The sequence below is a fragment of the Lautropia dentalis genome (genome assembly GCF_003892345.1).
Lineage (GTDB): Bacteria > Pseudomonadota > Gammaproteobacteria > Burkholderiales > Burkholderiaceae_E > Lautropia > Lautropia dentalis.
Genome location: NZ_RRUE01000001.1, coordinates 2,002,323 through 2,021,172, shown reverse-complemented (window position 1 = coordinate 2,021,172; position 18,850 = coordinate 2,002,323). Strand labels below are relative to the sequence as shown.

At 65.3% G+C, this 18,850-nt stretch carries 12 protein-coding genes and 4 tRNA genes; 14 read left to right on the top strand and 2 right to left on the bottom strand.

Annotated elements, in window-relative coordinates; all coding sequences use genetic code 11:
• Position 1 precedes the first annotated feature (1 nt).
• The 14 genes from EHV23_RS07835 to EHV23_RS07770 all read left to right on the top strand — a co-directional run bounded on the left by EHV23_RS07835 (position 2) and on the right by EHV23_RS07770 (position 17,491).
• A complete protein-coding gene (locus EHV23_RS07835; RefSeq protein ID WP_125095406.1) occupies positions 2–3,388 on the top strand; it encodes an efflux RND transporter permease subunit in 3,387 nt (1,128 codons plus the stop codon).
• Between the two features lie 240 nt (positions 3,389–3,628).
• A tRNA-Leu gene (locus tag EHV23_RS07830) sits at positions 3,629–3,713 on the top strand.
• A 43-nt stretch (positions 3,714–3,756) separates the two neighbouring features.
• The gene (tig, locus tag EHV23_RS07825) at positions 3,757–5,070 is read left to right on the top strand and encodes a trigger factor (protein ID WP_125095405.1); all 1,314 of its coding nucleotides are present in this window, start codon (positions 3,757–3,759) and stop codon (positions 5,068–5,070) included.
• Positions 5,071–5,455: 385 nt separating this feature from the next.
• Entirely contained in the window at positions 5,456–6,076 is a 621-nt protein-coding gene (gene clpP, locus EHV23_RS07820) for an ATP-dependent Clp endopeptidase proteolytic subunit ClpP (protein ID WP_125095611.1), read from the top strand.
• Positions 6,077–6,097: 21 nt separating this feature from the next.
• Positions 6,098–7,363, top strand: a complete 1,266-nt coding sequence (gene clpX, locus EHV23_RS07815; RefSeq protein WP_125095404.1) for an ATP-dependent Clp protease ATP-binding subunit ClpX — start codon at positions 6,098–6,100, stop codon at positions 7,361–7,363.
• A gap of 473 nt (positions 7,364–7,836) precedes the next feature.
• On the top strand, positions 7,837–10,248 hold the full coding sequence (gene lon, locus EHV23_RS07810) for an endopeptidase La (protein ID WP_125095403.1): 2,412 nt from the start codon (positions 7,837–7,839) through the stop codon (positions 10,246–10,248).
• A gap of 109 nt (positions 10,249–10,357) precedes the next feature.
• Positions 10,358–10,433 (top strand) — tRNA-Val (locus EHV23_RS07805).
• Between the two features lie 69 nt (positions 10,434–10,502).
• Positions 10,503–10,579 (top strand) — tRNA-Asp (locus tag EHV23_RS07800).
• A gap of 39 nt (positions 10,580–10,618) precedes the next feature.
• Positions 10,619–10,695 (top strand) — tRNA-Asp (locus tag EHV23_RS07795).
• Between the two features lie 424 nt (positions 10,696–11,119).
• Positions 11,120–11,947 (top strand): iron uptake transporter permease EfeU, encoded by an 828-nt coding sequence (efeU, locus tag EHV23_RS07790; protein WP_125095402.1) that lies wholly within the window; start codon positions 11,120–11,122, stop codon positions 11,945–11,947.
• A 168-nt stretch (positions 11,948–12,115) separates the two neighbouring features.
• A complete protein-coding gene (gene efeO, locus EHV23_RS07785) occupies positions 12,116–13,300 on the top strand; it encodes an iron uptake system protein EfeO (RefSeq protein ID WP_238990331.1) in 1,185 nt (394 codons plus the stop codon).
• A 41-nt stretch (positions 13,301–13,341) separates the two neighbouring features.
• Complete coding sequence (efeB, locus tag EHV23_RS07780) at positions 13,342–14,799, top strand: iron uptake transporter deferrochelatase/peroxidase subunit (protein ID WP_238990330.1); 1,458 nt, start codon at positions 13,342–13,344, stop codon at positions 14,797–14,799.
• Between the two features lie 150 nt (positions 14,800–14,949).
• Complete coding sequence (gene efeO, locus EHV23_RS07775) at positions 14,950–15,924, top strand: iron uptake system protein EfeO (RefSeq protein ID WP_338034501.1); 975 nt, start codon at positions 14,950–14,952, stop codon at positions 15,922–15,924.
• Between the two features lie 337 nt (positions 15,925–16,261).
• Positions 16,262–17,491 carry a multidrug effflux MFS transporter gene (locus EHV23_RS07770; protein ID WP_125095400.1) on the top strand — a complete coding sequence of 410 codons (1,230 nt, stop codon included), beginning with the start codon at positions 16,262–16,264 and terminating at the stop codon, positions 17,489–17,491.
• Positions 17,492–17,702: 211 nt separating this feature from the next.
• Here the strand turns inward: EHV23_RS07770 and EHV23_RS07765 are convergent, their stop codons facing one another.
• Together EHV23_RS07765 and EHV23_RS07760 are read right to left on the bottom strand one after the other, a co-directional pair.
• Entirely contained in the window at positions 17,703–18,308 is a 606-nt protein-coding gene (locus EHV23_RS07765; protein WP_125095399.1) for a nitroreductase family protein, read from the bottom strand.
• Positions 18,309–18,338: 30 nt separating this feature from the next.
• On the bottom strand, positions 18,339–18,731 hold the full coding sequence (locus EHV23_RS07760; protein ID WP_125095398.1) for a DoxX family protein: 393 nt from the start codon (positions 18,729–18,731) through the stop codon (positions 18,339–18,341).
• Between the last annotated feature and the right edge of the window lie 119 nt (positions 18,732–18,850).

The following is an 18,850-nucleotide window of genomic DNA, read 5'->3' as shown; positions in this document are numbered from 1 at the left end:
AATGCACGACCCCGCCCATGATGACGCCTCCTCCAGCCATGACGATGGAGGTCCCGGCCATGACGACACCGTGACCGGACACCCCGACGCATCCAGTGCACCCACGCGCCCGGCCCCTGCTCCCCGCCCGGCCGAACGCTTCAACCTGTCTGCCCTGGCACTGCGCTTTCCGCAGGTCACGCTGTTCTTCCTGCTGGTGTTCGGCATCGGCGGAGCACTGGCGCTGTTCCAGCTGGGCCAGCGGGAGGATCCGGATTTCACCTTCCGCGCCATGGTGGTGCGTACCCAGTGGCCCGGTGCCACCGCCCGGCAGGTGGACGAAGTGGTCACCGACCGCATCGAAAAGACCCTGCAGGAAGTGCCGTATTTCAAGCGCACCACCAGCTACTCGAAGGCCGGCGAATCGATGATCGTCCTCGAGCTGAAGGACAGCTCGCCGGCGAGGGAGGTACCGAACTACTGGTACCAGGTGCGCAAGAAGGTGGGTGACATCCGCTGGCGGCTGCCGGCCGACATCCGCGGCCCGTTCTTCAACGACGAGTTCGGCGATGTCTTCGGCACCATCTATGCACTGACCGGCGACGGCATCCCGATGTCGGCCCTGCGCCGGCACGCCGAGGCCATCCGCGCCGAGCTGCTGAAGGTGCCGGACGTGGCCAAGATCGAGCTGGTGGGCGTGCAGCCCGAGCAGATCCACATCGACATCAGCCCGGCACGACTGGCCACACTGGGCATCACGCCGCAGATGATCGCCCGCGAACTGGCCGCCCAGAACCTGATCACCCCCGCCGGCACCGTGCACACGGACGAACGCAGCGTGCGGCTGGAGGTGAGCGGCCAGTTCGACAACGTGAAGGCCATCCAGGCCCTGCGCCTGACCGCCGGCAACCGGATCATCCGGCTGGGCGACATCGCCACCGTCCGGCGCGGTTATGCCGATCCCCCCACCGAACTGATGCACTTCGGGGGTCGCGAGGCCATCGGCATCGCCATCTCGATGGTGCCCAATGGTGACGTGCTGCAGCTGGGCCGCAACCTCGATGCCCGCATGCAGCAGCTCGAGGCCGACCTGCCGGTGGGGGTGGAATACGGCAAGGTCAGCGACCAGCCGAAGATCGTCGGCGAGGCGGTGGGCATCTTCATCCACTCGCTGATGGAGGCCGTGATCATCGTACTGGCCGTCAGCCTGCTGAGCCTCGGCCTGCGGGCGGGGCTGGTGGTGGCGCTGAGCATTCCGCTGGTGCTGGCCGCCACCTTCCTGGGGATGAAGGTGTTCGGCATCGACCTGCACCGTGTCTCCACCGGAGCGCTGATCATCGCGCTGGGCCTGCTGGTCGATGACGCGATGATCGCCATCGAGATGATGGCCCGCAAGCTGGAGGAGGGGCTCGACACCTTCTCGGCCGCCACCTACGCCTACACCAGCACCGCCTTCCCGATGCTGACCGGCACACTGATCACCGCCGTGGGCTTCCTGCCCATCGCCACCGCACGTTCATCCACCGGCGAATACACGTTCACCATCTTCGCCGTGGTCACGCTGGCGCTGCTGATCTCCTGGGTGATGGCCGTGGGCGCCGTGCCCTTCATCGGCAGCTACCTGCTCAAGGCCCATCCACGGGCCGCCCGGAAGACCATTGCTGCAGGCCAGGCCGATACTCCGGGAAGCCTGCAGCCAGAGGCTGGAGCAAAGGACCGGCCGGATACCTCCCGGGCGGCCACCGTGGCCGATGTGACGGGCCAGCCGGCCGCCCCGGATCGCATCACCGTCATGGACGTCGCTGCCTCGCCGGCAACGCCTGCAGATCCGGAACACGACCTCTTCGACACCCCGTTCTACCGCCGCCTGCGCGCCACCATCGAGGGCGCCATGCGCCACCGGTGGCTCACGCTGCTGGTCACGCTGGTGCTGCTGGTGGCGGGCATCTTCGGCATGGGGCTGACCACCAAGCAGTTCTTCCCGGATTCCAACCGGGCCGAGTTCCTGGTCGACCTGTGGCTGCCGGAAGGGGCCAGTCTGGCCGCCACCCGCCGCGAGGCAGAGAAGCTCGAGAAATGGCTGGCCGCCGACCCGGACGCCGAAACCTTCGTGGCCTACATCGGCAACGGCAGCCCCCGCTATTTCCTGTCGCTGGACAAGCAGCTCTACCGCACCAACTATGCCCAGTTCGTCGTGCTGACGAAGGATCTGGAGGCTCGCCAGCGCCTGCTGGGCCGCCTGCGCCCGGCACTGGACAGCCAGTTTCCGGGGGTGCGCACCCGCGCCTATCCGAACCCGCTGGGGCCACCGGTGGCCTTTCCGGTGCAGTTCCGCGTCTCGGGGCCGGACATCGCCGAACTCAAGCGGCTCGGTGCAGACCTGCTGGACCTGGTCAGCGCCAACCCCTACACCTACGGTGCGCACATGAACTGGGGTGAGCGGGCGCCCACGCTGAAGATCGATGTCGACCAGGACCGGGCACGGGCCGTCGGCCTGTCGAGCGGCCAGGTCAGCCGTGCACTGGGCGCCATCATCGACGGCACCCCCATCGGCACCCTGCACGAGGACGACCAGCTGATCCCGGTGGTCATCCGTGCCCCCGAGGCCGAACGCACGCAGCTCTCCACCCTCGGCTCGCTGCAGCTGCCCACTGCCCGCGGCGGCACCGTGCCGCTGTCGCAGGTGGCCAGGCTGCAGATGGAGATGGATGAGCCGATCATCTGGCGCCGCAGCCGCGTCCCGACCCTCACCGTCAACGCCGAGGTCCTGGCGGGCATGCAGGGGCGGGATGTGATGGCTCAGATCGAAAAGCACATGAAGCCGCTACGTGCCCGGTTGCCGGCCGGCTACCACATCGACGCCGGTGGCCCGGTGGAGGGCAGCGACGATGCCCAGGCGTCGATCAACGCCGGCATGCCGCTGATGGTGGGCCTCGTGCTCACGCTGCTGATGCTGCAGCTGCGCAGCTTCTCGCTGGTGGCCATGGTGGTGCTGACCGCACCCCTGGGCATCGTCGGGATCGTGGCGGCACTGCTCGTCTCGGGAATGCCCTTCGGCTTCGTGGCCATGCTGGGCACCATCGCGCTGGCGGGCATCATCATGCGCAACACGGTCATTCTGGTCGAGCAGATCCGCCAGGACATCGAGGCCGGCCACAGCCGCTGGCACGCCGTGCGCGAGGCCACCGTGCGACGTTTCCGCCCGATCACCCTCACGGCCGCCGCGGCCATTCTGGCGATGATCCCGCTGTCACGCGATGTGCTGTGGGGCCCGATGGCCGTGGCGATCATGGGCGGGCTGGTGGTGGCCACCGCGCTCACGCTGTTGATGGTGCCGGCACTCTATGTCACCTGGTACCGGATCCGGCCGCCGTCGGCCGGAGAGGAGCCGCGCGCGTCCGGGACGTGACTGCGCCTGCGCAACCGGGCGCTCCTGCAGGCACATGTCACGGTCCCATTCACCCCCACGTTCCGTCCCGGATCCCCCCTCTGGGCCTCTGGCCCTGCTGTCGTCACTGCCCTCCATTTCCGGGGTGGAAACGGCACGTTCGTCAGGCATGAACCGTGTTTGCCACCACGCGTTGCGTTTCGTTCAGCGCGCTGCCGTGTTTGGGCTAGAATCACCGGAATATTGCAGACACCCGCACGGGCGGCTGTGGCGAAATTGGTAGACGCACCAGATTTAGGTTCTGGCGCCGCAAGGTGTGAAGGTTCGAGTCCTTTCAGCCGCACCAGCCTGTTTTCACTTACAACCCAAACAACGGAACTCAACGACGGATGGCTTCCCAGCTTGAAACAACCGGCACCCTGGAACGCCGGCTGACGATTTCGGTAAACCCGGCCGACATTTCCTCCAAGGTCCAGGAGCGCTTGCGTTCGATGGCCAAGACCACCCGCATGCCCGGTTTTCGTCCGGGCAAGGTGCCGGTGCGCCTGGTCGAGCAGAGCTATGGCCCGCAGGTTCGTGCCGAGGCCCTGGGTGATGCCATCTCGCGCGCCTTCGGCGACGCCGTGCAGGAGCACGGCCTGCGCGTGGCCGGCCAGCCCGACATCGCCCCCACCGAAGCCCAGAAGGATGCGGCCGAACCCACCGAGTTCACCGCCACCTTCGAGGTCTATCCCGAAGTGAAGCTGGGCGACCCGTCCGCCCTGGAAGTCGACCGCTACACCGCCAGCGTCGACGACAAGGCGCTCGAGTCCACCATCGACGTGCTGCGCAAACAGCGCACCACCTGGAAGGCCGTGCGCCGCGGTGGCAAGAAGGGCGACCGCGCCACCATCGACTTCACCGGCAAACTCGACGGCGAAGCCTTCAACGGCGGCTCCGCCGAGGATTTCCCGATGGTGCTGGGCGAGGGCCGCATGCTGCCCGACTTCGAGGCCGGCGTGCTGGGCAAGAAAACCGGCGAGACCGTCACCTTCGACGTGAAGTTCCCCGATGACTACGGTGCCGAACACCTGGCCGGCAAGACCGCCCAGTTCGAGGTCACCGTCAAGAAGGTCGAAGGCCCCGAGCTGCCCGAGGTCGATGCCGAATTCGCCAAACAGATGGGCCAGGAAGATGGCGACGTCGAGAAGTTCCGTGCCGACGTGCGCAGCAACCTCGAGCGCGAGGTGCGCCAGCGCGTGCAGTCCCGCACCAAGACGGCCGTCATGGACAAGATCGTCGGTCTGGCCGACATCGAACTGCCCAAGGCCCTGGTGGAGCAGGAGGCCGAATCGCTGGCCGCCCGCATGCGCGAAGACCTCGCCGCCCGTGGCCTGGACATGCGCAAGGCCCCGCCGGTGCCCACCGATGCCTTCAACGAACAGGCCACCCGCCGCGTGCGTCTGGGCCTGATCGTCTCGGAAGTGGTGCGCGAAAACGCCCTGCAGGCCAAGCCCGAACAGATCCGCAAGCAGATCGAGGAGTTCGCCTCCACCTACGAGAACCCGGCCGAAGTGGTACGCTGGTACTTCTCCGACCGCGACCGTCTGGCCGAGGTCGAGGCCCTGGTGGTCGAACAGAACGTGGTGGACTGGCTGCTGTCGAAGGCCAAGGTCACCGACCACGAAGTGGGCTTCGACGAGCTGATGAAGGGTCTGGCCTGATCCCGGCCCCTGGCCCGTGCCGGACGCAGGTCCGGACCTGGCCAGACCGGCCTCCGGAACCCGCACCGGTGGCCGGCCCATGGTTTTTGCGGGGCAGGGCATCTGTGCCTGCCGGTCGCTGGCCCGGCACAGACCGCCTTCCGGCAGCTGCCGGGCGCCGGCCGTCGTACCGGTGTCCGGTGCCTCCCACTTGCAGATTCACGCATGAGCCCCATGTGGGGATCATCGACACCGGCCGGCCATGTACCGGCCGGTCGCGTTTTTGCCATTCACGCCATCCAACGAGGAAGTTCCCATGACCTTCAACAGTCTGGTCGAAGACCAGGTCAACCTGCACCTGTCACAGGGCACGGACCCCTTTGCCCCGACCTCGGCCCAGCAGCCCATGGGTCTGGGCATGGTGCCCATCGTCATCGAGCAGAGCGGCCGGGGCGAACGCGCCTACGACATCTACTCCCGCCTGCTGCGTGAACGCGTGGTGTTCCTCGTCGGTCCGGTCAACGATGCCACGGCCAACCTGGCGCTGGCCCAGATGCTCTATCTGGAAAGCGAGAACCCCGACAAGGACATCCACTTCTACATCAATTCGCCGGGTGGGGTGGTGTCGGCCGGTCTGGGCATCTACGACACGATGCAGTTCATCAAGCCCGACGTGTCCACACTGTGCATCGGCATGGCCGCCAGCATGGGCGCCTTCCTGCTGGCCGCCGGCACGAAGGGCAAGCGCTATGCGCTGCCCAACTCGCGCGTGATGATCCACCAGCCGCTGGGCGGCGCCCAGGGCCAGGCCACCGACATCGAGATCCAGGCCCGCGAGATCCTTCGCCTGAAGGCCGTGCTCAATGAAATCCTCGCCGAGCGTACCGGCCAGCCGCTGGAAGTGATCGAGCGCGACACCGACCGCGACAAGTTCCTCTCGGCCGAAGAAGCCCTGAAGTACGGCCTGATCGACCAGGTCATGAAGTCGCGGGCCGATGCATCGGCCCGCCCCGACGCGAAGAAGTGACCTGCCCGGAGAACAACGTACATGTCCGATAAAACAGGTTCCAGCGACAAACCGCTCTACTGCTCCTTCTGCGGCAAGAGCCAGCACGAAACCCGCAAGCTGATCGCCGGCCCGTCGGTGTTCATCTGCGACGAATGCATCGACCTCTGCAACGAGATCATCCGCGAGGAAGGGCAGGGCGAGACCCAGGGCGAAGGCGGCGACCGCCTGCCCATTCCGTCCGAGATCGCCGGCATTCTCGACCAGTACGTCATCGGCCAGCAGAAAGCCAAGCGCACGCTGGCCGTGGCCGTCTACAACCACTACAAGCGCCTGCGCCACAAGGGCGGCAAGGACGATGTCGAGCTGACCAAGAGCAACATCCTGCTGATCGGCCCCACCGGCTCCGGCAAGACGCTGCTGGCCCAGACGCTGGCCCGCCTGCTCAACGTGCCCTTCGTGATGGCCGACGCCACCACGCTGACCGAGGCCGGCTACGTGGGCGAGGATGTGGAGAGCATCATCCAGAAGCTGCTGGCCTCCTGCAACTACGACATCGAGAAGGCCCAGACCGGCATCGTCTACATCGACGAGATCGACAAGATCTCCCGCAAGGCCGACAATCCCTCCATCACCCGCGACGTGTCGGGCGAGGGCGTGCAGCAGGCGCTGCTCAAGCTCATCGAGGGCACCGTGGCGGCCATTCCGCCGCAGGGCGGGCGCAAGCACCCCAACCAGGACTTCGTCCAGGTCGACACCACCAACATCCTGTTCATCTGTGGCGGTGCCTTCGATGGCATGGACAAGGTGATCCGCAACCGTTCCGAGCGCTCCGGCATCGGCTTCGGGGCGGAAGTGAAGGGCGCCACCGACCGCTCGCTGTCCGAACTCTTCCAGGACATCGAGCCGGACGACCTGATCAAGTTCGGCCTGATCCCCGAGCTGGTCGGCCGCCTGCCCGTGCAGGCCACGCTGGACGAGCTGGACGAGGCCACGCTCGTGCGCATCCTCACCGAGCCGAAGAACGCCCTGGTCAAGCAGTACCAGAAACTCTTCTCGATGGAAGGGGTGGAACTGGACATCCGCCCGGCTGCCCTCAAGGCCATCGCCCGCCTGGCGCTCAAGCGCAAGGCTGGTGCCCGTGGCCTGCGCTCCATTCTGGAACATGCCCTGATCGACATCATGTACGAGCTGCCCGGCATGAAGAACGTCGAGAAGGTCGTCGTCGACGAGAGCGTCATCGAGGGTACGAGCAAACCGGTGCTGGTCTACGCCGACAGCCCCCGGGTGTCGGGCGGCAACAGCTGACAGGCAGCGTCCCGGGCAGCGGCCGGCGCTGACCGGCCCGGCAGAGTGGGGCGACCAGCCTTGCCGGCACATGGCGTCAATGAACATGACGGCCGGCCGGATCCGGGGCGTCCGGCCCGTGTTGCGCACATGGCGCCCCGCCGGTACGCGGCCGGGCCGGCGTGAAGAGGGCAGCGCCCCGACCCGCGCCGGGCACCGGCCCCGGCCCGGCCGCTTTCCTCCGAAGGCGGCCGGGCCATGCATTTTCCGGAAAGACACGATCCATCGGCTCCGGCTCGCCTTCCGGCCGGCCGGGAAGGCCGCCTGTCACACCACACAAATGTTGGTGGACCAGACACGGTTTCATAAGGAAAACCGTACCGATGGCCGGATATTCTTGTAATCTTTTGGATTGACCGCATATCGCACATATGCTTACCCCTGTGATCCTGGAAAGGTCCGGGCACAGCGGTCAGCACACTGTCGGGAAACAGATGAACGATAGCAACATTGCCCCCTTGGTCCTGCCTCTTCTGCCGCTGCGCGACGTGGTGATCTTCCCCCACATGGTCATCCCGCTGTTCGTGGGGCGCCAGCGCTCCATCAAGGCGCTGGAAGCCGCCATGGAGTCCGGCAAGAGCATCATGCTGGTGGCGCAGCGCAACGGCACCAAGGACGACCCGTCGGCCGGTGACGTGTACGACGTCGGCTGCATCTCCAGGATCCTGCAGCTGCTCAGGCTGCCCGACGGCACGGTCAAGGTCCTGATCGAGGGCGCCAGCCGCGCCCGCATTGCCCGCGTCGATACCGATGGCGAGTACTTCGCCTGCGAGCTGCAGGACCTGGGTGCCGAAGAGCCCGTCTCGGCCGAGGTGGAGGCCCTGCGCCGCACCATCCTGGGCCAGTTCGAGCACTACGTGAAGCTCAACAAGAAGGTGCCCTCCGAAATCCTCAGTTCGCTGGCCAGCATCGAGGATCCGGGGCGCCTGGCCGACACCATCGCCGCCCACCTGCCCATCCGCATCGACCAGAAGCAGGACGTACTCGAAACCCTGCCGGTCACCGAGCGGCTGGAAAAGCTGCTCACCCAGATCGAGAACGAACTGGACATCCTGCAGGTCGAGAAGCGCATCCGTGGCCGCGTCAAGCGCCAGATGGAGAAGAGCCAGCGCGAGTACTACCTGAACGAACAGGTCAAGGCCATCCAGAAGGAGCTGGGCGAGGGCGAGGACGGCGCCGACTTCGAGGACATCGAGAAGAAGATCCGCACCGCCCGCATGCCCGAAGAGGCCCGCAAGAAGGTCGAGAGCGAGTTCCGCAAGCTGCGCCTGATGTCGCCCATGTCGGCCGAGGCCACCGTGGTGCGCAACTACATCGACGTACTGCTGGCACTGCCCTGGAAGAAAAAGAGCAAGGTCAGCAACGATCTCACCCATGCCGAGGAAGTGCTCAACGCCGACCACTACGGGCTGGAAAAGGTCAAGGAACGCATTCTCGAGTACCTGGCCGTGCAGCAGCGCGTCGACAAGGTGAAGGCCCCCATCATGTGCCTCGTCGGCCCTCCGGGCGTGGGCAAGACCTCGCTGGGCCAGTCCATTGCACGGGCCACCGGCCGCAAGTACGTGCGCATGGCACTGGGGGGCGTGCATGACGAGGCCGAGATCCGCGGCCACCGCCGCACCTACATCGGTTCCATGCCGGGCAAGATCCTGCAGAACCTGACCAAGGTGGGCGTGCGCAACCCGCTCTTCCTGCTGGACGAGGTCGACAAGATCAACAGCGACTACCGGGGTGACCCCTCGGCTGCGCTGCTGGAGGTGCTCGACCCCGAGCAGAACAACACCTTCGCCGACCACTATGTGGAGGTCGATTACGACCTGTCGGACGTGATGTTCGTGGCCACCGCCAACTCGCTCAACATCCCGCCAGCACTGCTGGACCGGATGGAGATCATCCGCCTGTCCGGCTACACCGAGGACGAGAAGGTCTCCATTGCCCAGCGCTACCTGCTGCCCAAGCAGATCCGCAACAATGGCCTGAAAGAGGGCGAGCTGAAGATCACCGAGCCGGTGATCCGCGACATCCTGCGCTTCTACACCCGCGAGGCCGGCGTGCGCTCGCTGGAACGCGAGATCTCCAAGATCTGCCGCAAGGCGGTCAAGGCGCTGCTGCTCGACAAGACGCTCAAGCATATCGAGATCACGGCCGACAACCTCAGCACCTTCCTCGGCGTGCGCCGCTTCCCCTACGGCCAGCTCGAGAAGGTCAACCAGGTGGGGCAGGTCAATGGCCTGGCCTGGACCGAATTCGGGGGCGAGATCCTCACCATCGAGGCCATCGCCGTGCCGGGCAAGGGCAAGAACCTCACCACCGGCAAGCTGGGCGACGTGATGAAGGAATCCATCAATGCCGCCATGACCGTGGTGCGTCGCCGGGCTGCCCAGCTGGGCATCAAGCCGGACTTCTACGAGAAGAACGACATCCACGTGCACGTGCCCGAGGGCGCCACGCCGAAGGACGGCCCCAGCGCCGGTATCGGCATGACCACGGCACTGGTGTCGGTGCTGACCGGCATTCCGGTGCGGGCCGATGTGGCCATGACCGGCGAGATCACCCTGCGGGGCGAGGTGCTGGCCATCGGTGGCCTGAAGGAGAAGCTGCTGGCCGCCCAGCGGGCCGGTCTGAGGCTTGCGCTGATTCCCGAAGAGAACATCAAGGATCTGGCCGAGCTGCCCGACACCGTCAAGAACAACCTCGAGATCGTGCCGGTGAAGTGGATCGACAAGGTGCTGGAACTGGCGCTGGAGCGCATGCCGCAGCCGCTGCCCGACGCAGACGAGGCTCTCGCCCCGGCCACGCCGCCGGTGACGGCCACCAAGCCTGCCGACGGGATCGTCGCGCACTGAGACCAGGCGGCGCCCTGTTGCGCCGCCTGCCGTTATCGGTTGCCGTACATACCAGATTTGCATTTGGTCCAAAATCCCTGCTATCATCTTCTTTTGTTTGCAACGCGCTGGGTGCTTAGCTCAGTTGGTAGAGCGGCGCCCTTACAAGGCGTAGGTCGGGAGTTCGAGGCTCTCAGCACCCACCAGCAGCTTTGTTGACAGACAAAAAATGCGGGCTATAATGCCTGCTTCAGCAGCAAACCAGTTGTTTGAACGGAGCGGTAGTTCAGTTGGTCAGAATACCGGCCTGTCACGCCGGGGGTCGCGGGTTCGAGCCCCGTCCGCTCCGCCAGCTTTTTTCGAAAAGTGCAAACAACCCAGCCGCTGGAACGGAGCGGTAGTTCAGTTGGTCAGAATACCGGCCTGTCACGCCGGGGGTCGCGGGTTCGAGCCCCGTCCGCTCCGCCACCTTCTCCGGGCAACCGGAAAAACAGAAAAGCCACCCTCGCGGTGGTTTTTTTGTGCCCATGTTTGTGGCCATGCGCTGCTTCTGTGTCCAAACGCTGTTTTGTGCCTGAACGCTGCTTTTGCTGCCTTTGCGCCCCTACGCCGCCTGCGTTCAGGGCCAGGCCGCCAGAAACCCCGGCTGCACCGCCAGCACCCGACGCGCCGTACACTGTCATGCCCCAGCGGAACCTGCACAGTTCGGGCCGCTGAAGCGCAAGCTTCGGCGCCCGTTCAGGCCAGACACCCCAGTTTCTTTTGCCCGGACAATCAAGGGGTTGGCGGTACAGCTTCACACAATGAGAATGAAGGGCGCATTGCTACCGGCTTGGAAGAATTCAAACAATGATTATCATTGCCCCATCACAAATTCCTCCTCTTCCGGACCATGTTCGTTCCCTTTCTCATCATGCTTCGCGAGGGCATCGAAGCCGCCCTCATCGTGGGCATCGTTGCCAGTTACCTCAAGCAGAGCGGCCGTGATGGCCTGATGCCCGCCGTCTGGGTGGGGGTGCTGCTGGCCAGTGCGCTGTCGCTCTTTGCCGGCGCCGCCCTGCAGCTGATGGCGGCGGAGTTTCCCCAGAAGGAACAGGAGCTGTTCGAGGGTGTGGTCGGCCTGATCGCCGTCGGCATGCTGACCTCCATGGTGTTCTGGATGAAGAAAACGGCCCGCAACATCAAGGGCGACCTGCAGGCGTCGGTCGAGAAGGCGCTGGGGCAGGGCACCGACGCCGCCGGCTGGGCGCTGATCGGCATGGTCTTTCTGGCCGTGGCCCGCGAGGGGCTCGAATCGGTGTTCTTCCTGCTGGCCATCTTCCAGCAAAGCCAGGGCTGGGAGGCACCGGTCGGGGCGCTCGCCGGCATCGCCGTGTCGGTGGTGATCGGTTACGGGCTGTATTCCGGTGGCGTGCGGCTCAACCTGCGCAAGTTCTTCCGCTTCACCGGCGGCTTCATCCTGCTGGTGGCTGCCGGGCTGCTGGCCGGTGTGCTGCGCAAGTTCCACGAGGCCGGCATCTGGAACCAGCTGCAGGAGGTGGTGTTCAACCTGGACGACACCCTGCCGATGGACAGCCCGCTGGGCACCGTGCTCTCCGGCCTGCTGGGCTACCAGTCTGCCCCGGTGGTGGGCGAGGCGATCGTCTACGTGGCCTTCCTCGCCATCACGCTGTACCTGTTCCTGAAGCCGGCGGCACCGTCTCCGGCCACCACACGCTGATGCAAGGCTGCATGTGCATGCAGCATCCATGGACCTGCTCGCACCTGTGCTGGACGCACTGCGTGTTCGGCCATGCGGAATGCGTGCCCGCCCGATCCGGCAGCGCTGAGCGCACACGCAGTCCCGTTCAGACCAGCCCCTTCTTTCACCTGACATCCATCACACATCATGCCTGATCCGAACAAGAAATCCTCCTCCCTGATGCGGGTTGCCGTCGGCGGCTCGGCCGTCCTGGTCATTGCCGGCCTGGGGGCCTTCTGGTATGCCTCCAACAAGGCCAAGCAGGCGGCACCACAGGATGATGCCAACACCGTCACGGTCACCATCCAGGACAACGTCTGCAAACCCAACGACATCACCGTTCCGGCCGGCCGCACCACCTTCCGCATCGTCAACAACTCCGACCGTGCGCTGGAGTGGGAAATTCTGGACGGCATCATGGTGGTGGAGGAGCGCGAGAACATCGCCCCCGGCTTCACGCAGACCATGAAGGTCAAGCTGCGTCCCGGCGACTACGACATCACCTGCGGCCTGCTCAGCAACCCGCGCGGCAAGCTGCATGTCACCCCGTCGGCCGAATCCGAGGCCGAGGGCAACAACCCGTCGGCCCTGAACTTCCTGGGCGCCCAGGCCGAGTACAAGTTCTACCTGATCTCGCAGAGCAGCCAGCTGGCCGATGCGGTGGGTGAGCTGCAGGCCGCCATCCAGGCCGGCCAGCTGCAGCAGGCCCAAGCCCTCTATGCCCCGGCCCACCTGCTGTACAAGCGCATTGAGCCGATGGCCGACAACTTTGCCGATCTGGAGACCCGCATCAACGGCCGGGCCGACTACTTCGCCAAACGGGAAGCCGATCCGGAATTCCGCGGCTTCCACCGTCTGGAGTACGGTCTGTTCGGCCAGGGGCAGGGCGACCTGAAAGCCCTGCAGCCGGTGGCCAACACGCTGGCGGCCGATGTCGACACGCTCAAGACCCGTCTGGCCGCACTGGAAACCCAGCCCGAGCGGCTGGCCAGCTCGGCGGCCCGCCTGCTGCGCCGCACTGCTGACAACCTGCCCAATGGGGGCGAGGAGGGCTGGAGCCATGCCGAGGCCGCCGACCTGCAGGGCACGCTGGACGGCACGAAGAAACTGGCCAATCTGGTGCTGCCGATGCTGACGAAGCCGGCGCCGGACCTGAAGAAATCCATCGAGGATGGCTTTGCCCAGTTTGCGAAGGAGCTGGAACCGTACCGCGACGGCGACGGCTTCAAACCGGGCGCACTGCCGGCCGACGCCCGCCAGGCCATCACCGCCACGGTGAGCAAACTGGCGGATGACTTGGCCAAGGTCAACGCAGCCCTCAAACTGGAGTAATAAGCTTTCGCTGTCACGGATATTCTCTTCAGGAGACTTTCATGCACGATCGCAGCAAGAGCGCCCCACAAACCACGGCAGGCCAGCACTGTCCGGTGCACGCGGGGCAGCCCACAGCCCCGCAGGCCGGCGTGCCCCTGACCTGTCCGGCCGGCATGGGCCTGTCCTCTGGCGCCCCGCAGTCTGCCGGTCGCCGCGCCTGGCTGGGCGGGGTGGGGGCGGCCACCGTGGGTCTGGCCGGGCTGGCTGCACACCCGGCCCCGGCCGCCGCAGCAGACGCTGCTGCAGCCAGCACCGGGTCTGACCATGACGGCGCAGGGCAGGTCACCGACGCCCCCACCAGCACCGTCTTCCAGGAACGTGTGCCGTACCTGGGCGTGCACCAGGCCGGCGTGGTCACCCCGCGCCCCAGTGCCGGCATGCTGGCCTCGTTCTCGGTGCTCGCCCAGGACAGGGAAGAGCTGGAGCGCCTGTTTCGCACGCTGACGGCCCGCATCGCCTTCCTCACCCAGGGCGGCAAGGAAGTGCAGCTCGATCCCAAGCTGCCCCCGGCCAGCTCCGGCCTGCTTGGCCCGGTGGTGACGCCCGACGCACTGACCATCACCGTCTCGCTGGGCGACTCGATGTTCGACGAGCGCTTCGGCCTGAAGGATGTCAAGCCGCGCCATCTGCAACGCATGACGCGCTTCTTCAACGATGCGCTCGATCCGGCCCTCTGCCACGGCGACCTGTCGATCCAGTTCTGTGCCAACACACCGGACACGATCATCAACGCCCTGCGCGACATCATCAAGAACCTGCCCGACCTGCTCGTGCTGCAATGGAAGCAGGAAGGCAACGTGCCCCCCATTCCGGAAGTGAAGGGCCAGCAGCCCGAGAGCGCCCGCAACTTCCTGGGCTTTCGCGACGGTTCGGCCAACCCCGATTCGGCCGATGCCGCGCTGATGGACCGCGTCGTCTGGGTCGGCCCGAAGAGCGGCGAGCCTGCGTGGGCCGTGGGCGGCACCTACCAGGCCGTGCGCATCATCCGCAACTTCGTCGAACGCTGGGACCGCACCCCGCTGCAGGAGCAGGAGGCGATCTTCGGCCGGCTCAAGGACAACGGCGCCCCCATGGACGGTGGCAAGACCGAGTTCGACGTGCCCGACTACACGAAGGATCCGAAGGGCGAGCACACGCCGCTGGATGCCCACATCCGCCTGGCCAACCCGCGCACCCCGCAGACCGAAGAGAACCTGATCCTGCGCCGGCCGTTCAACTATTCCAACGGCGTGACCAAATCCGGCCAGCTCGAAATGGGCCTGCTCTTCATCTGCTACCAGGCCAACCTGCAGAAGGGCTTCATCACTGTGCAGAAGCGCCTGGACGGAGAGCCGCTGGAGGAGTACATCAAGCCCATCGGCGGTGGTTACTTCTTCACGCTGCCCGGCATCCGCGACAAGAATGACTGGATCGGCCGCACGCTGATGGAAGCGAGCAGCGGCAGCACGCGCAGCTGATGGTTCGGCACGGAACTTCACGCAGGACATGAACTGCCAGCCGGTGCCATCGCCGCGCCGCTGTCCCAGGCATTTGTGCAGCCCCGGCAATTCCTCCTAAAATGCTGAGGCTTCATCAGACTGAGTTTCGTTTTCGATTCGTTTCCTGGTGTGTCATGGTCTCCTGAGTCTCCTTTCCACACCGGTTTCAGTCGTTTTGTTTCATCACCCCTTAAGCAGTTTGGTCCTCCCATACGCAGTTTGGTTTTGCCATACACAGTTTCATCCTCCCTTACGCAACAAGGAGCTTTTTTCATGAGCATTCGTCGCAGCATCCTGTCCGTGCTGGTCGCCAACGCCCTGGCCCTGACGGCCGTCAGCGCGCAGGCCGCCGTGCAGCCCAGCGAGCTGGTCGCCCCCATCGCCGAATACAAGGTGTATGTGGACCAGAACGTCGCCCAGCTGGTGAAGGAAACCAAGGTGTTCGTGGCTGCCGTCAAGGCCGGCAACATCGACAAGGCCAAATCGCTGTTCGCCCCGGTGCGCACCCACTATGAGCGCGTCGAACCCGTGGCCGAGCTGTTCAGCGACATGGACGCCGCCATCGACTCCCGCGCCGATGACCACGAAAAACGCGAGGAAGACCCGGGCTTCGGCGGCTTCCACCGCATCGAGCACGCCCTGTGGGTCACGAAGGACACCAAGAGTGTCGAAAAATACGCCGATGAGCTGCAGGCCAATGTCGAGGAGCTGCACAAGCGTCTGACCGACCTGACCTTCCCGCCCGAGAAAGTGGTCGGTGGTGCCGCTGCCCTGATGGAAGAAGTGGCTGCCACCAAGATCTCCGGCGAAGAAGACCGCTACAGCCACACCGACCTGTACGACTTCGAAGCCAACTTCCAGGGCGCCTACAAGATCGTCGAGCTGTTCAAGCCGCTGATCGCCCGCGAAGACAAGGCCTTCCTGGCCAAGACCGAGAAGAACTTCGACACGGTCTTCACCATCCTGAAGAAATACAAAACCAAGAGCGGCGGCTTCGAAAGCTATGACAAACTGAGCGAAACCGACCGCAAGATCCTCTCCGGCCGCGTCAACACCCTGGCCGAGGATCTGTCTAAACTGCGCGGCATGTTCGGTCTGAACTGAGCCCCTCGGGCAAGCGCGACGGCGCGGTCCCAGGTACGGTACGGGCCATGCCCCGGAACCATCGGGGCTTCTGCGGCCCTGCCGCCCCACCCCGTTCCCGAAAGGGAAGGGGGTGGGTGCCTGTCTGATTAGCGCCGGTTGCTGCCTTCCCAGCCAGCACCCGTCTCCCCCACGGCCGGCCCAGCCGGCCTTCGGGGCAGGCGGGTGTTTTCATGCATGGGCCACGATGCCGCCTTCGCTCCCCTTGTCACATCCTTTATCATCTGCAGTCTTTGCCTTGCGTAGCCACATATCAGCGGCATCTCGCGCACCCAGGCCTCTTTCTCCTGCCGTCCCCATGCTGAAAAGTTCCGGTATCACCCTGTCCCTTGCGGTACTGGCCATCGTCGGTGCCCTGGGCATCGATGCCTATCTGCCCTCCCTGCAGGCCATCGGCCAGAGCCTGCAGGCCGACCCGGCCACCGTTCAGCAGACGCTGAGCATCTACATCGCCATGATGGCCCTCACCACGCTGTTTGCCGGCACGCTGTCCGACAGCTTCGGGCGCCGGCCGACGGTCATGGCCTCGCTGCTGCTCTTCGCAGGTGCCTCGGTGCTGGCCATCTTCGCAAAGAGCATCAGCGTGCTGATGCTGGCCCGCGGGCTGCAGGGCATTGCCGCCGGCTTCAGTGTCGTACTCTCGCGCGCCATCGTGCAGGACCGCTTCCAGGGCCCCGAGGCCCAGCGCGTCATGTCGCTCATCACCATGGTGTTCTCCATCGCCCCCTCGGTCGCCCCCATCATCGGTGGCTGGCTGCAGGCCTCCCTGGGCTGGCAATCGGTGTTCGTGATGCTCTCGCTCTACGGCTTCGGCCTCTGGGCCCTCTGGGCCTGGGGCGTGCCCGAAACCCTGCCGGCCGAGCGGCGCGTACCGTTCCGGATGGGTCGCATTCTGGGCAACTATGCGCAGGCGCTCGGTCACGGGCCGTTCGTGCTGCGCATCCTGGGCATCGCGCTCGCCTTCATCGGCGTGTCCATCTACGTCAGCTCCTCCGCCGAGCTGATCATCAACATCCTCGGGCTGTCCGAAACCAGCTTCGGCTGGATGTTCATCCCGATGACCGCCGGCATGCTGATCGGCTCCAGCCTGTCACGCCGGCTGGCTCGCAAGGTGGCCCCCGGCCGCCTGATCACCATCGGTTTCGTGCTGATGCTGGGCGCCACCGTGGCCAGCGTGATCTACACCTCACTCACCGATCACCCGCAGGTACCCTGGGCCACGATCCATCTGGGCTTCTACAACCTCGGCATGGCACTGGCGGTTCCGGCCATGACGGTGGACGTGCTGAGCATCTTCCCGCAGATGCGCGGGCTGGCCGCCTCGCTGCAGAGCTTCGTGCAGATGACCATCTTCGCCCTGGTCTCGGCCTTTCTGGCACCGCTCATCTTCCACAGCGCCCAGCTGCTGGCCATCGCCCACCTGACCGGCCTGATCGCGGGCCTGATCCTCTGGATCATCGGCTGCAGGATGAGTCCGGCCGGAACCGCTCAGCAAGCCGTGACGGGACAGGGACAAAAGCAGGAGTAAGGGTGGGCAGTAAAGTCTCCCTGAGACAAGGGCAGGGACAAGGACAGTAAAGTCTCCCCGGGAGATGGGCAGGGACAGCAAGCATCCCTCCTCTGAAGTACCTTCCGCAGCCACCACGAAGAAACGCCGGCTCCTGCACACAAACAGGGAAACCGGCGTCCAGCCCGGGTGACCGGCACCCGGGGAGGGTTTCAGCCCATCAACGGGTCCATCACAGCCCGTAGACCTTCAGCCGATCCTCGACCGGGGCGAAGGTTTTTTCGCCGGCCGGGGCGGCAATGCCACCGAACACCAGCTGGGCACGCAGCTGCCACGAGGCGGGAATGTTCCAGGTGCGGGCCACGGCCTCGTCGATCACCGGGTTGTAGTGCTGCAGGTTGGCGCCCACGCCGACGCTGGCCAGTGCCGTCCAGATGGCGTACTGGTGCATGGCGTTGGTCTGGTCGGCCCAGACGGGGAAGTTGTCGGCATACAGGGCAAACTTCTCCTGCAGCCCCTTCACCACGGCCTGGTCCTCGAAGAACAGCACCGTACCCGCGGCCGCCGCAAAGGCATGCAGCTTGTCCTGGGTGGGCTTGAAGTTCTCGGCCGGCACGATCTTCGCCAGTGCTTCTTCGACCAGTTTCCAGAGCTTTTCGTGCTCGGCGCCCAGCAGCACCACCACACGGGTGGACTGCGAGTTGAAGGACGACGGCGTGTGCCTGACCGCATGCTCGACCAGCCTGACCACCTCGGTGGCCGGTACCGGCAGCTGTTTGTTCAGTGCGTAGATGGAACGGCGGGTTTCGGCCACCTGATGCAGATGTTGCAGGGACATGTATGACTCCAGTAAGAGAGGGGAGAGAACTCAGCGTTTGCCGCGCAGGTGATCGACCGACAGCGAACCGGCACCGGCCGCCGCGATGTACAGGAAGATGAAGCAGAACAGCACGGCCGACTCACCGCCATTGGCCAGCGGCAGCAGCGGATTGCCCTGGGCGGCGTGAGCCATGAAATAGGCCACGGCCATCTGGCCCGACAGGATGAAGGCCACGGGCCGGGTGAACAGGCCCAGAATCAACAATGCACCGCCGATGAGTTCCAGCGCCGCGGCGGCGATCATCATCGGGTTGCCGGAAATATCGCCCATGGAGGCCGGAAAACCGAAGACCTTGGACGTACCGTGCCAGATGTACAGGTACGCCGTCACGATGCGCAGGACGGACAGCAGCGGGGACTGGAAGCGGGACAGGAAGTTCATGATGGGGAACCGTTCGGGAAATGCCCGGGGGCAGGGGGAGGAGAGGGGGTGGACAGATGTCTGGCATGGCAGGCAGACATCGGAGCAGACATGCCGGGCATACCGCACCACAACCGTCC

Coding starts and splice junctions, on each gene's coding strand:
- EHV23_RS07835 (WP_125095406.1), top strand. CDS start 2: ATGCACGACCCCGCCCATGATGACGCCTCCTCCAGCCATGACGATGGA.
- tig (WP_125095405.1), top strand. CDS start 3,757: ATGGCTTCCCAGCTTGAAACAACCGGCACCCTGGAACGCCGGCTGACG.
- clpP (WP_125095611.1), top strand. CDS start 5,456: ATGGGTCTGGGCATGGTGCCCATCGTCATCGAGCAGAGCGGCCGGGGC.
- clpX (WP_125095404.1), top strand. CDS start 6,098: ATGTCCGATAAAACAGGTTCCAGCGACAAACCGCTCTACTGCTCCTTC.
- lon (WP_125095403.1), top strand. CDS start 7,837: ATGAACGATAGCAACATTGCCCCCTTGGTCCTGCCTCTTCTGCCGCTG.
- efeU (WP_125095402.1), top strand. CDS start 11,120: ATGTTCGTTCCCTTTCTCATCATGCTTCGCGAGGGCATCGAAGCCGCC.
- efeO (WP_238990331.1), top strand. CDS start 12,116: ATGCCTGATCCGAACAAGAAATCCTCCTCCCTGATGCGGGTTGCCGTC.
- efeB (WP_238990330.1), top strand. CDS start 13,342: ATGCACGATCGCAGCAAGAGCGCCCCACAAACCACGGCAGGCCAGCAC.
- EHV23_RS07770 (WP_125095400.1), top strand. CDS start 16,262: ATGCTGAAAAGTTCCGGTATCACCCTGTCCCTTGCGGTACTGGCCATC.
- EHV23_RS07765 (WP_125095399.1), bottom strand. CDS start 18,308: ATGTCCCTGCAACATCTGCATCAGGTGGCCGAAACCCGCCGTTCCATC.
- EHV23_RS07760 (WP_125095398.1), bottom strand. CDS start 18,731: ATGAACTTCCTGTCCCGCTTCCAGTCCCCGCTGCTGTCCGTCCTGCGC.